Origin of the sequence: Devosia nitrariae, from assembly GCF_030160115.1 — a bacterium.
Classification (GTDB): Bacteria; Pseudomonadota; Alphaproteobacteria; order Rhizobiales; family Devosiaceae; genus Devosia; species Devosia nitrariae.
This window is the reverse complement of the sequence record NZ_BSNS01000004.1, coordinates 191,808-205,763: the sequence shown is the minus strand read 5'-3', so window position 1 is coordinate 205,763 and position 13,956 is coordinate 191,808. Positions and strand designations below refer to the sequence as shown.

At 58.7% G+C, this 13,956-nt stretch carries 9 protein-coding genes; 5 read left to right on the top strand and 4 right to left on the bottom strand.

From position 1 onward, the window contains the following. The first annotated feature begins 71 nt into the window (after positions 1 to 71). On the top strand, positions 72 to 1,502 hold the full coding sequence (locus tag QQK18_RS04560) for a mannose-1-phosphate guanylyltransferase/mannose-6-phosphate isomerase (RefSeq protein ID WP_284339105.1): 1,431 nt from the start codon (positions 72 to 74) through the stop codon (positions 1,500 to 1,502). 37 nt (positions 1,503 to 1,539) lie between these two features. Here the strand turns inward: QQK18_RS04560 and QQK18_RS04555 are convergent, their stop codons facing one another. Both QQK18_RS04555 and QQK18_RS04550 read right to left on the bottom strand, forming a co-directional pair. Further along, entirely contained in the window at positions 1,540 to 2,709 is a 1,170-nt protein-coding gene (locus QQK18_RS04555; RefSeq protein ID WP_284339104.1) for a hypothetical protein, read from the bottom strand. Further along, on the bottom strand, positions 2,706 to 5,639 hold the full coding sequence (locus QQK18_RS04550; protein WP_284339103.1) for a DUF4838 domain-containing protein: 2,934 nt from the start codon (positions 5,637 to 5,639) through the stop codon (positions 2,706 to 2,708). Before QQK18_RS04550 ends, QQK18_RS04555 begins: the two co-directional genes overlap by 4 nt. Positions 5,640 to 6,110: 471 nt before the next feature. Between QQK18_RS04550 and QQK18_RS04545 the strand changes: the two genes are divergently transcribed. Both QQK18_RS04545 and QQK18_RS04540 read left to right on the top strand, forming a co-directional pair. Further along, the gene (locus QQK18_RS04545) at positions 6,111 to 6,830 is read left to right on the top strand and encodes a sulfotransferase family 2 domain-containing protein (RefSeq protein ID WP_284339102.1); all 720 of its coding nucleotides are present in this window, start codon (positions 6,111 to 6,113) and stop codon (positions 6,828 to 6,830) included. A gap of 399 nt (positions 6,831 to 7,229) precedes the next feature. Then, positions 7,230 to 8,000, top strand: coding sequence for a polysaccharide pyruvyl transferase family protein (locus tag QQK18_RS04540; protein ID WP_284339101.1), 771 nt, complete (start codon positions 7,230 to 7,232; stop codon positions 7,998 to 8,000). 183 nt (positions 8,001 to 8,183) lie between these two features. Here the strand turns inward: QQK18_RS04540 and QQK18_RS04535 are convergent, their stop codons facing one another. After that, positions 8,184 to 9,467, bottom strand: a complete 1,284-nt coding sequence (locus tag QQK18_RS04535) for a polysaccharide pyruvyl transferase family protein (RefSeq protein ID WP_284339121.1) — start codon at positions 9,465 to 9,467, stop codon at positions 8,184 to 8,186. Positions 9,468 to 9,497: 30 nt separating this feature from the next. Next, positions 9,498 to 10,970, bottom strand: a complete 1,473-nt coding sequence (locus tag QQK18_RS04530; protein WP_284339100.1) for a lipopolysaccharide biosynthesis protein — start codon at positions 10,968 to 10,970, stop codon at positions 9,498 to 9,500. Positions 10,971 to 11,252: 282 nt separating this feature from the next. Here QQK18_RS04530 and QQK18_RS04525 point away from each other — a divergent pair, with 282 nt between their 5' ends. Then, a complete protein-coding gene (locus QQK18_RS04525) occupies positions 11,253 to 12,437 on the top strand; it encodes a glycosyltransferase family 4 protein (RefSeq protein ID WP_284339099.1) in 1,185 nt (394 codons plus the stop codon). Then, entirely contained in the window at positions 12,434 to 13,396 is a 963-nt protein-coding gene (locus QQK18_RS04520) for a hypothetical protein (protein WP_284339098.1), read from the top strand. Before QQK18_RS04525 ends, QQK18_RS04520 begins: the two co-directional genes overlap by 4 nt. Positions 13,397 to 13,956 lie beyond the last annotated feature (560 nt).

Below are 13,956 nucleotides of genomic sequence, written 5' to 3'. Positions count from 1 at the left end.
CCGATCAATTCTGGTTCACAAAGGGCCTGGGCTCATCATAGCATCAGGAACGGGTATGGGTCGGAGGTACAATGCCTAACCGCAAGAAGATTGTGCCGGTGGTATTGGCTGGCGGGCAGGGGACCCGGCTCTGGCCTTTGTCCAGGTCGGTCAGGCCGAAACAGTTCCTGAACCTCAACGGGGACGTGAGCCTGTTCCAGCAAGCGCTCCTGCGAGTGTTGGACGACCGCTATGCGGCGCCGATCGTCATCACCAACAGCGAATATCGGTTTCTTGTTGCCGAACAGGCCCAGGAAATGGGCATCGCGCTTGCTGCCATCATGCTCGAGCCAGTGGTACGCAACACGGCCCCGGCGATTGCCGCGGCGAGCGTTCTGGCCGAAAGCAAGTTCGGTGGCGATCCGATCCTTCATATCCTCGCGTCCGACCACGCGATTGACGTCGATGACGAATACTGGCACTCGATCGATACGGCCCGGACGGCGGCCGAAGGGGGTATGCTGGTTACGTTCGGCGTCGTCCCGACTGTCCCCGAGACCGGCTATGGGTACATAGAGGCCGGTGAGCCCACCGAGGCAGGTGCTCTACAGGTGGTACAATTCATCGAAAAACCGGATGCTGTTCGCGCGCAAGACATGCTCGAGCGGGGCGGATATTTTTGGAATTCGGGGATGTTCGTCTTCTCGGCGAGGACTTTCCTTGATGAGGCAGAGGCTCTGGCCCCCGATGTCGTCGAGCATGCCGGCACGGCCGTTGTCAAGGGCGTCCCCGACCTCGACTTTTTCCGTCTCGAGGAAGAGAGCTTCGCCCAGGCTCCGAACATTTCGATCGACTATGCCGTTCTCGAAAAGTCCGACAAGGTTGCCGTCGTCGCGGTCGGCTATCGCTGGTCGGACCTGGGGAGTTGGGATGCCGTTTGGAAGATCGCGGACAAGGACGAGGCAGGAAATGTCGCGCACCAGAACGTATCGCTGACCAATACGCAGCGCTCTTTGGTCCTAAGCGACCACGCCCATGTGGTCGTGGACGGGCTCGAGGACGTGGCGGTCATTGTGAGTGAAGATGCCGTCTATGTCGGCAGGCTCTCCAACGCCCAGCAAGTGGGCAGCATCGTCAAGCGGCTACGCGCCAACCCAGCTACCGCAGCCCTGACCGAAACCCACCAGACCGCCTATCGACCATGGGGTGGCTACTCCTCGGTGTTGATGGGGGGGCGTTTCCAGGTAAAACGGCTGTTCGTCAAGCCCGGCAAGAAGCTCTCCCTGCAAAAGCACCATCACCGAGCCGAACACTGGGTCGTTGTCTCGGGCACGGCGGAAGTTACGGTGGATGGTGAAATGAAAACGCTAACCGAGAACCAATCGATATACCTTCCTCTGGGATGCGTTCACCGCCTGGCCAATCCCGGTAAAATACTGCTGGAGCTCATAGAAGTGCAAACCGGCTCGTACCTCGGCGAAGATGACATCGTACGCATAGACGACGATTTCGGCAGGGCGTAACCGTGCCTGACTTTGTCGGGCTGGTCGCTTCATCGCATTAGGCCCGTTTCGACGACACACGGCGAACAGCAGACCTGTTCCCGCGGTAGAGAGAAACGATAATGCCGAGAAACAGGTATACCGATTCAGCCTGATGCAGCGGATTGAGAAGTGAGAGTGCAGCTATAGGCAACAGGGCAGCCATGGCGCCTGTTCCCAAACCGAGAAAAAGCACCATCCAGAACACCAGGCCGCCAAAGCCCGCGATGATCATGAGGTCGAGCGGAACGGCGAAGACGGAGTTGACGCCCTCTCCAAGACCGCGGATGACAAGCCAGGTACGCGAAAAGTGGCTTTCTACGAAACCCAGGCCATACCCCAACGGATTCTGCAATATCAGCTCCAGCGAAGCCTGCAGGGCCAATCCGCGTTCCTCTTCGAGCCTCACGGCAATCATGTCCCCGGTGAAGTCCGCCGAGAAAACCGTCATGTAGGCTATAGCGCCGATCGCGGCAGGGATCAGTTTGAGGATGAGGGGAGTTTTCGCGTGGATAAGGTAGATTAGCCCGCAGGCAACAAAGGCTGTCTTGGATCCTGAGAGCAGCATGACCATGCCGTTGAGAGCGAAGAACGGAATGAACCTTCGATCCCCCCGCTGCGTCAGCAAGATTGTGTAGGAGTAGAGAAGAAAATAGAGCGCCAACCAGTTTCGCTCGATGAACGTACCATGCAGCGCTCCCTGGCCGAAACTGTTCGCACGGTAGATGACGGGTAGTGCCAAGGTCTGCACCAGGTACTCGAAGGCGAGCAACCCGAATAGGAAGATGTATCCCAGTGGCAGTGGCCGGTCGCGAAAGGACCAGCCGAGCCACCGGCCAACCAGGTAGAAGCCTGGGTAAATGAAGGCGAACTTCAGGATCTGTTCCTGGTACTTGATCCGATCGAAATCCTGGAGAAAGGTCATGACCAGGGCGAAGTAGATGAACACCAGGTAACCGATGATCTCGGCTGGCGTCAGGATGCGCAGGTCGCCTCTGACTGCAAAGATGGCCAAAGCCGCGAGCAGCCAGAGGTGAATGGGCTGAGCGATCGAGACCTGTATGACTTGAAAGGGCAGCAGCAGCAGTGCCGACAACAACAGCACGTAAGGCAGATCAAGCTGCTGCACGATCCTGATTGGCGCGACCTGGACGATGCCGGAACTGAGCACGCGCATTCGCACGCTCATGGGCATCCCCCGCTCGACTGACCGATGCGCGCGCCAGGCACAGGCCTGTCCACCGCGGCGGCTCGATCGAGGAGCACCGCCTGCCCCGAGGGCCCCGACATGGGCTGAGCGTAGAGGCTCAAAGCATGGTCGGTGGAATAGGCAAAAGGCCCTCCGGGGACCTCGACCCAGGTGTAACCCGTGTCAGGGATGTCCGAGCTTGTCACGGTGACATAACACCCCATTGGAGGAGCTGAACCAATCCGCGCTACCGCGCCGCCTTCCATGACAGCGCTCGTTCGAACCGCGAGATAAACCCACCAACGACCCTCGCGCGGCAGACTGTCGAACTTGAGTTGAGCATTCCATCCCGCTGAGGAGCGATCAAGGGCAATGGCCGCACCGTCCGACGCCATGGGATCGGCAACGATATCGCTGTTCGGGCCCGAGTAGCGATTGAAGCGAAGGTCCTGGATGTCCTTCCATTGGATACCTTCCGCCACAAATCCCGGTATTCCGGAAGGGTGGCGCTCAATCGCGAGCAGGCGCCGCAGGGAGTCCAAGTCGTGTCCTTGCATATATTGCCTGATGCCTGCCGCATCAATCGTTTGCCAGAAGCGCTGCACCCTGTCATCGAGGGTGGCAGCCAGGCGTTGACCGAGGGTGGCATCCGTCAGGTATTCATGCCGACGCATCAGCATCACGTAGTCGACCGGAACCCGCGCCTCTCGTACACGTGCAAGAATGGTGGGGTCGTCCGCCAGGGCCTCCGCCTCGTCGAACAACGCATCGGCAAGGACGATGAAGTCGGCATCGAACATCGCCATCTCGACAGTCGTCTTCTCCGCCAGCACGTCTCCGGATCCATCCAGCCGCTCATGCATAAGCGCGATGTATTCGACGATCGGTCCAGCAGCACTCCCGTAGTAATGTCGGCTGAAATCCTCGATGAGGGCCTGGGGGTCCCGTTGCGGATCCCAAAGCAGGCGCGAGATCATCCAGGCCCGCAGCGCGGCAAATTCGGCCCCGGCTGTGTTGAAGCTGCCTTCACCCATGTAGCCATCGACGGCGTCGAGCTCATCCAGCCATTGGATGGATCGGCCGATCGGCAGCAGATTGGGCGTCGGCTGGATAAAGCCGCCGAAATTGGTGATGTGGTCCCACACCAGCACATGTTCGGCGATCGCGTTCCAGCCGGCCAGGTCGCGCCCAAGCTCTGCGTTTGCGGGCTCGTTCAAGCCTTGCGAATAGTCGACATGGATCGTCATCGGATAGACCAGGATGTAATCCGGAACGGTCATGCCCTCCGGCGGGGTGAAGCTCCAGTGGTAGGCGTTGAACGCGAGGCGCGCATCAGGCAGGACCGCTCGTACCTGGTCGGCCACGTCGATCATCATGTCCAGCCGAGGCGCCGAGGCATGACCGCCGTGTCGGTCCGCGAAGGCTCGGCTGTCGGGGTCCATGTCCCATCCCCAGTCCATGTCATGGATGGCGAACCAAACAGAGCGGTAGTCTGGGAGTGCGCGCAGCCGCTCGATGACCGCGCGCGCCATTTCCGCGCGCATGGCGTTATCCATCATTGCCAGCTGTCCGCCCTGATACCACTCGGGGTGCTCAGCCCGGTAAGTGTTCGGCGGCAGCAGCTGATAGAAGTTGGCAATAAGATCCTTCGCCGCCCAACTGGCGTTCCAGCTGTCGATCTCGGGCGGCGTGGGCCGATAGGAAGGGCCGTGGCTTTCGCCATTGAGCAGGTTGCGCTGGCGCCAGGCCTTGTCCTCGCCTTCAATGCTCAGCACCTCGCGGAAGGCAAAGCGCGGCACTTGGCGCTCGTCCTGTGCCGGCAGGGCGATGTCGGTTGTGGCGGGCCAGTAGGTCACGTCGGGAGCCAGCCATCGGACACCCAGCCGACGGTCGAGGAACCAGTTGACGCCGTACATGGTGCCGCGCGGATTGGCGCCGGCGATCAGTATGTGCGGGCCCAAGGAGCGGATGAGGAACCCGTCCTCGCCAAGGCTTCCGAAGTCCTCGCTGGAAAAGGCGCGCGCCGCCAGGGCGTTGTCGCGACCGATAACGAGCAGCGGTTCCTCCGCCACGGCTTCGTCAGTCGAAAGGTGCGCCGCGGGCTCGGCGCCCGCTACGCGCGCTGCGAAATCCGACAGGTCGGCTGCCGCCTGCAGTGTAATGATGTCTTCGCCTGACCCGACATGCACGCGCATACGCATCGTGCCGCCTTCGGCGAGGTGGTGGACGTCGTCGGACGGTGCGGACAGGCCGAGTTGCCGCTCGAGGCGGGCGGCATTTTCGGCGGTGGCGGCGAGCGCGGGCAGCCGCTCGGCGGCAAGTGCAACGCGCGCCAGATCGGCGGCCGATGTGGCGGGCTCATCGCTCGGGCTGATCGAGACATTGGTGTAGGCGGCGACGCCAGGGCTGCAATTGCCTTTGCGCAGATAAAGGACCATCTCACTGGCGCCGTTTGGCGCGGTAAAGACGAGAGAATGCGTCCTCCACTCCGGCGCGCCACCACCGGTGACGAGGACTGCCTTTTCCTCTCGTGTCGCGCCGGGCGGCTGGCCGCACTCAGAGGTAGAACGCTTGTCGACAGCAACGAGCGAGGGGCCTCGCCACTCTTCGGAAACGCCGGATCCGCGAAAACTCATCTGCACATAAACAGTGCCGGACCGGGTCGCCTCGCTGCGGATGTCCATGGTGATGCGGTAGTTGTGTCCGCCGGTGACAGGGATGTGCTCCTGTACAACCATGCCGGATGGCACCAGCACCGCCTGACGGCCTTCTACCTGTTGAACGCGTATCGCCTGTCCTTGCTGCCACCACGGCGAGAGTTCGGCTTCAAAACCGCCGTTGACGATGCCGTCAGCGGCAGCGACGTTGGACAATGTGCAGCCCATCGCAAGCGCCAGATAGAAAGCCACGATACGGGGGAGGGACTTCATCATCGACTCCCGGCATAGGCCGCGCAGTTAGAGGACGTTGACGATGTGAAGCGCTCCAGTCCGCCTTCACACCAGGGAGCATGGGCGGCAAGGGGGTTCAGCACATTGCTCTCCACATCTTGGGCCTCGATGATATTTCGGTCGCCGTTTGCTGTCGGCCGCGCGAGCTGGCGACGGTTCCCGCCCGATCGTCCCGTTAACTCACATCCTATCTCGGGTGCTCATACCTGCGAAGACGAATTCCGCGGTTACAGTTGATCGCTGCGCCCGCTCGCGAATCAGACCGCCAAAGTACAGGGGGGCGACGACTGGGCGCGCCGCCCCCTGTTTGGCGCTGTGCCCCTGCCGCAACGGCACGCTTGCGGTATTTCCAGCAAGGGCGGTCAGCTTCAGGAACCTTGCAAGGTACCGACACGCCGAACAGGTTGCTTTGGTGCACGGCGTACTTTATCTCTCGGACGACACCAACGTATGGCAGGTGCGATAGTGATCTCACACCAGCACAGGTGCATATTCGTCCACATTCCGAAATGTGCCGGCACAAGCATAGAAATTGCTTTGGGTCACTTTGACCCGGATGGCTCGCATAGAGGGATGCAAGACCACAGGACTTACCGCCAGTTCCAACGACCGGTTCCTGCCGCTGCGTTCACGAGTTTGGAAAACCTGCGGCATTTACGGGCCATTTTTTACATGCGCCCAACCCCCAATCCCAAAAACCATGAATGGGCTACAAGCGAGCAATTCAAGAGCTACTTCAAGTTCGCTTTCATCAGGAACCCCTGGGACCGGGTATATTCTGCTTATCTCAACCTCACGCGCGATCCCATGCATCGCAGCGTATTGGGTATTCGTGAACAGGACAGTATCAGTCTTGAAGATTTCGTGGTCCGCTTCTCAGGCAACGGGATGTTGGCTCCGCAGACATATTGGCTGAAGTCGCACAACGGGCGCATGGAATTTGACTTTATCGGTCGGTTCGAACGCCTTGCCGAGGATTTCCGGACGGTTGCGCGAGAAATAGGCAGGCCAGACATAGCACTGCCCCATGCCACCAAGGCCAATACCCGCGCGACTTACCAGGACGCGTATAGCAGGTCGGCGCGAGAATATGTTGCCGACTTTTACAGCAAAGAGATCAGCTATTTTGGCTATCGGTTTGATGGGCATAGGCACACCAACGCTCTGTAACGCCCGCCAACTCCCGAGTGATTGCGGGGCGTTGGAGTTCTTGGGCCGTTATGCTACGCAGGAATCCGTTCACGACAATATCACGGTCGAACGAATACGCTTGAGATTAGCTTGCACCCGACTTTGGCGAGGCGTCGGGTGTCACCGGAAGACGTCTGTGAACACGGTGAGTCTGCGCCGGCCTTGGAACGCCACCAAGCGTATGTTCCGTCTGCGCACTCTTGCTATACTTTGCGAAAGTTCTGAGCCTGCGGGGGTGGGCGGTTTATGCACGGGAACTATAAGATCGAACTGCCTGCACCGCCAGTTCGCGATCCCTTTCCAATAAGGCTACGAGAGAGATTATTGCGTCGGGTCCGGGGCCCCGAACCTTTGCCCGTGGCAACGGGATGGCCCTCAATGCCGTATCCGACCGTCGAGCTGATTTATTGGCGACCAGGCATAGGAGTCAATTTCGGTGACGAGCTCTCTCGCGTCATCGTCGAGCTCATGCTGAGCCGTCGTGGGATCACGGTATTTGATGAAATACCGGCAACACGCCGCCTGCTCGCAATAGGTTCGATCATTCACTTCGCCCAAGATGGCAGCGTTGTCTGGGGGAGCGGCTTGAATGGCAGCGTCACCGCTGACAAGCACAAATATACGACACTTGATGTTAGAGCCGTCAGGGGGCCAGTCACGAGACAATTCCTCATATCGAGGGGAATTGAAGTCCCGGAGGTCTACGGAGATCCCGCGCTGCTGATAAATATCCTGACCAATGGTCGCTACGGTGCTTCCAAGCCCCGAAAAGTCGGCCTCGTTCCACATATGTTTGATGTCGGCACACCCGAGGTGACCCGCTTCGCCTCCTCCAGCGAAGTCTCGATTATCAATCCAGCCCGAAGCTGGAACAGAGTTGTCGAGGAGATCGCGAGTTGCGAGTTTGTAATTTCCAGTTCCTTGCACGGGCTGGTGGTGGCGGACGCCTACGGCATCCCGTCGATCTACGTGCGGGTGGGCGAACGTGAAGGCCTCCTGAAATACGAAGACTACTACGCCGGTACAGGGCGCTCACTTCATTTCGCCAATTCAATCGACGAAGCGCTCTCGCAGGGCCCGTGTGCGCCGGCTCGGTTTGATCCAAAGCCTCTGATCGATGCGTTTCCTTACGATATTTGGCGGACTTAGGTTGAGGATGAGAGTCCGGCTTGAAGCCGCCGTCGACGACACCGTCGTCACCCGGGGGCGGCCGTCACCGCGGGTGGCAGGCCAACGAGCAGAAAGGGAAGCGCGAGGCCCGGCGGCGCGCCCTACGCCCGAGGGCTATGTCGGATGTGACGGGCGGCGGATTCATGTCAGGAGTCTCGATCTTCAGCCAGCAGTCGCAAATGCAAAGTTAAGCTCCGCTAGACGATGCACTTCGGGAAGTCTTTGGGTGATTTGTGCTTTCAGCTGAGGAAGGCTGGTGATGAAGTCATCCAAATCGTCGTCCAGCGCAGCTTGGTCAGCCATAAGTCTTCTGGGCGCCAAGAGAAACTCTTTGGGAAGTCCGAAGTGTCGATACAGGCCTTCGAATTTGTCTTGGTAAGTTATGCAAAGAGTCGGGATACCCATTCCAAGACTCGCGATCGCAAGATGCATTCGGCCCGTAACGACGCCGTCCATATGGCCTGCTAACGCCTTCAATGTAGCAGCTCGATGGGTTCCGCCAAAATGCATGACGTCAATGTTAGTGTGGACCTTCAATTGCTCATATATTGGTTTTAGGCAGACGTCGTCACCTACAATGTCTCTGTAGTCGTGCGGTATCAGCACCCAAGATACATCGTGCTTTTTCGAAGCGACTTCGATTGCGTGAATACTCTTGTTGATTATTCTTTGAATCTCGTCGGGACCCGCATCCTTTATCAGCATGGGGTGAACGTTGAATCCTATAACCATGCGCTCCAGGCTTTTTTGCTGGACGATCCATGAGCGCGCGCGCTGGCCGACGGTCGCTGGTTTGAGCAAGAACGCCGTGTCCGCAACCAGCCTCTTCGTGGCAGAGGTGAAAGTGTTGAACCTCTTTAAGGAAACTTCGTCTCTCACATTGAGCGTTACACCGGGATGCAGTGTATCATAGAGGTGCTTTAACTCAGGCTCCGGCATATTGTTAAAACTGAACCCAAGAAAGTTGGTTGCGATGCCCGCGCGAGCCGCCAAATCAGCGGCCATGAGCATGTTCTCGGCTGGTTCCGGGCTGTAGTATCCGTCCATAATGTCGGCGCCGACAAGCAGCAGCATGTCGTACCCACCGTTCTCAAAAATTCGTCGCATATCAGAGGCAAACGATGTGTTGGGGGGCAGAGGGACCGGCACGAATCCCTTTTCGCGGGCCAGTTGGCCGGCTAGGTTTTCCATACAAAGGATATGAACTTCTAGATCCCGATGCTGACTTCCCAAGTACGCTAGTGCTGCCGTCATCATTGCGTCATCACCTAGGGAGCCAGTGAGGGTCCAGGGATCGCCCGGGTATACGAGCAGCCGTTGAGCAGGACTGCGAACTTTACGGTGCTTTATGGCCGACTTTGCAGCCCGAAAATCCGAGAGCTTCCTAAAGCGCGAGTATTTGCCCTTGAGGCGCGACAGTCTCACCAGGATTGGCTTTGGCACCATTGCTTTCGCGCTTGACAACATGTTGTCACCTCATAGCGTTCGTTTTCTGAAGGGAAATTTGCTGCGAGCTATCCGTATGGCGTCAAGAAAGGCGTCTCGGTTCAATATGAACAATACTGAAACATATGTCGTAATAAAGACAACTCCCACGGCAAGTCCATATGCAAAGTCCGTTGTGGTATTCATCGCGTACTCTCGAAAGATCACGGTTGATCCGAGAGCTGAGGCGCACGCGATAGTGCCACCTCTAACGTGATATACAATATCAAGGAAAGTGACCCTCAACATGTGGCACAAAGAGTATACAACGATAGGTGTTGAGGATAGCTGGCAAGCGGCAAAATATATTACAAGTTCGGCCGCGTTGCTGGAGTTAATCGATAGAAGCACAATTATAGTGATTGAAGATTTTGCGGTACCTGCCAACAGAATTAGATCGGGCCGGCCCATCGCGGATAAGAATGGACCATTTATGAACTGGACACACTGAAGAGCGCCTAACAGAAGAAGGGGCGCAATGACCCCTTCGACACCCACCCATTTGTCGCCGAGAAGCACATGGGATACCTCGGGGGCAACAGCGGCCACGAGGACGAAGATTGGCGAGATATATGTCGCCGCCAGGCCAATCGTCTTGAGGTACGTCTCCGCCATACGTTGGCGGTCATGGGCGATTGTGGACAGAACCGTCAGGGAGACATCGTAAAAGGCGCCCTGCAGTAACTGCATCATTGTAAGATAAATGCGCGAGCCGATGGCGTAGAGGCCGTAGGCGGCAAGGCCGAGCTGGCTGATGATGATGATGTCGATGACCCTGGTGCCCGCGAAATCCACCAGCCGCTGGGCGACGACCGGAATGCCGAAGCGCGTCATCTGCAGGAAGGCTTTGCCGTCGATGCTGAGGCCTGGCACCCATTGCGGGCGCCACCACAGCCAGACGACGCTGATCAAACCGGCGACATAGCTTTGCACGACGAAGCTCCAGATTCCGAACCCCATCCACGCGCAAATGACCGCCGCGGTGCCGCCGACGATGTTGGCGAGGAAAGTCCTGAGCGCCAGCGACTTGAACTTGAGATGTCGCTTGTACATGGCCTGCTGGAACATCGATGGCGCGGTCATCAGCAGCACGCCCGATGCGACGATCACATAGACGGACTGACCGGGGATCCTGAGATAAGCGCTAATGGAGTCCGCCGTCAGGATCACGGCAACGAACAAGACCGACACGGTCGCCGCAGATATCATGAAGGGGAGGTTGAGGTCCGAGGGCTTCAGGTCGCGCCGCTGCATGATTGCATCGCCAAACCCGAGTTCGGAAATCATTGGCACGATCAGTATGATCAGTGCGACGGCTGAAGCCGTTCCGAAGTCTGCGGGCGCCAGCAACCTGGCAAGGATGATCGTCAGCAGAAAGGTAAATACCTTGCCGCCCCAGTTCTGGATGATCGACCATTTCACGCCATGGGACGCCAGGGTTCGTAGCGAGACTTCCCCGTCCATTGACTCTCTACTCGCCCCTGACAACAAACCTAGCGCAAATTGCCGCAGACTCGAATTCGAGTCGCCCGTTCCTATGGGCATCAACATCAACGCGCTATGGCGGCACGCCCTGGAACACTATTGCTAAAGGGGCGGGTTGGCTAGTAGCCATGCGCTCAGCGGCAAACTTGGGGCAAATTAGAATTTCTCGGATTCAGCCTCTAGCCTGTGACAACTTTTGCCGAAAGAGTGTGCGGCAAGCATAGCGCACACACATCTGCTTTCGCTCCCCGAGGCGTTCTCATGAAAGTCGCCATTCTATCGACGGTTCCGGCCACTCCGCCGACGGCTGGCAATCGCAGCCGCATTCTGGCGCTTAGTCGGGCGCTGAGGGCTTTGGGGCATGGGGTGCATTTCGTCTACCTGCCATCGACGATGACGAGCGAGCCGGATGACGATGCGCACCTGGCAGAATTTGGTCGCGAGAACTATATCCGGTTGCCGTCCTCCGTACTGTCGAGCCCGGAGTTTCTTCTCAAACGCCTTGCCTGGAGGGTGCGCCGCAAGCTACTGAGCCCTTTGCGGGTTGGCGGCGCATACTACCTCGGTCTCGATGAATGCTATCCGTCCCGATTGACCGACATGCTGCGCGCGCTGCAGCAGGTTCACGGCTTCGACACTGTCATATGCGAATATATTTCACAGTCGGCGGCGCTTGAGGCCTTTCCCTCGAACGTCCTGAAAGTTCTCGACACCCACGATTCCTTCTCCGACCGACACAAGCTGGTCCCAGGTCGTACCTACTGGTTTTCGGTGCCGCCTTCCGAGCAGGTCCGCGCTTTCCACCGCGCCGACGTCGTGCTGGCCATCCAGGAAGAGGAGGGGGATCTGTTTCGCCGCCAACTGGCCGGAAACGGTCCGGCAATGGAGGTCGTCAGCCACCTCCTCGATGTCTCCCGGCCCGTGACGGATTTCCGCTCCAGCGATGCCATCTTTGTCGGATCCGACAATCAGGCCAATCTTGCGGCTGTCCAGTACTTCACGCAATCTGTTTTGCCGCTGATCCGGGAGAGGCTGCCGCAGTTCAATCTCATGCTCGTTGGCAGCATCTGTCGGCGAGTGTCGGACGTGGGGGGCGTTGTGAAGCTCGGTATGGTCGATGATCTGTCAGCCGCCTATTCGCGCGCGCCGATCTCGGTCAATCCCATGCTGGCGGGGACGGGGATCAACATCAAGCTGCTGGAGGCCCTCGCAGCCGGTGTGCCGGCCATATCCACCCAGACCGGTGCCCGCGGCCTGGGGAAGAATTACAGCAATGGGGTCTTTGTGATTCCCGATGGCGACGCGCAGGCCTTTGCAGATCAAGTTGTTGAACTGGCGAATTGCCCGAGTGCGCGGCGCGAGAAGGGCAGGGCGGCCCATGAGGACGCACTGGCCTGGAATGACGCGCAGATGCATGTGTTGAAGCGGGTGTTCGAGCGCGCATGAGTGTGACCGCAAACTTCTTTTGGCAAGGTCCCAGTCTGCGCCTGTATGAGCGCGCCTGTCTCACATCCTTCGTGCAGGCCGGCCTGACCGTGCATCTTCATACCTTCAACGATCGCCTGGCAGTGCCGGAGGGCGTCGTGCGCTGCGATGCCCGGCACTTTGCTCGCGAAGACGAGGTCTTCTCGCTTACCCAGGGGGGGAAGCTTCACTCGGTTGCAGCATTCACCGATCTTTTTCGCTACCGGCTCTTCAAGAAAGAGCCAGGGTGGTGGTTCGACACCGACGTCTACTGCCTGTCGGGAGTCGAGGCCTTCAGGTCGCTCGAGGATCGCTCGAAAGGTCTCCTCGTCGGCGAGCAAGCCCCGGGTCAACTGAATGGCGCGGTACTCTTTGTTTCGGATCCGTCAATCGCCATTGAGCTCGAATTGCGGGCCACGGCCAAGGGCCAGGTCTTTTCATGGGGCGCCATCGGTCCCGCGCTCATTACTGACTACGTTCGCGACACGCCGCACCGTTGTACGGTCGTACCACCGCAAGTGTTCTATCCGATCCACTACCAGGAGGCGGACATGTTGCTCCGGGCGGCCGACAAGGCGGAGTGTGAGCGGCGCGGCCAGAATGCTGTTGCAGTGCATCTCTGGAACGAGATCCTGACCACCTGGAAGATTCCGGTCGAGTTCATGCCCAGTCGCGGCAGCTATCTCTCGGATCTCTTCTTGAAGAGCGGGGTCACAGTCGATCCGGCCGCTGCCCTTCCGGAAGCGACCATGGAAGAATTGCAGTATTTCGGTCGCATCGGGCCAAGAGGGAGGAGACTCGTGCACTTGATCAGTCTGCTGCGTGCCGTGAAACAGCGGCTCATTGACGCTCGTTTGCAAAAAAGGCCTGCCTTTGCTGCCGACGGCGACTTGCTCGAAAGCAACGTTCACCGCATGGACGACGAGGAAGAGAATATTTGACCGTTTGATCAAGTCTCAATAGGGTCGAGACCTGTGGGCGGCATGGGGACGCGTGCCGCATCCAGGCGCAGCCATTCCAGGGACACTACAAGTGGATCAGCCGCCGAAAATCACTCGGCGCACCCTACTAGCCGGTACAGCCTGCATTGGGGCCGTCGCGGTCTTACATCCGTTTACGCTGAGCGCCGAGACGGCTGGCGGCGCGTTGCCAGCGTTCGCCTTCCAACCGGAAACAGACGCTCTGGTCGCGACATTCTCATCCGCGCCCTCCACACGCCGCAAGAAGACCATCGATGAGTTCTTCCGCACGGTGAAGAACTATCCTGCCAGCGATCCGGTATGGGACCGGGTCATTGGCTTCGGCAAGTTCATGGCCGATCCCAGCGGGCGGCTTGCGAATTGGAAGGACCTCTCCAAGCCGTGCACTGTCGACGGGTCGATAACCTCAACCGATACGCAATCCGGCGGCGACGGTGCAATCCGGACCGCCTACTTTTGCGACGACCTGGCGGTCAACGATTTCGAGGCCGGTATCTTCATCCTGGATACGCATGCTGGCG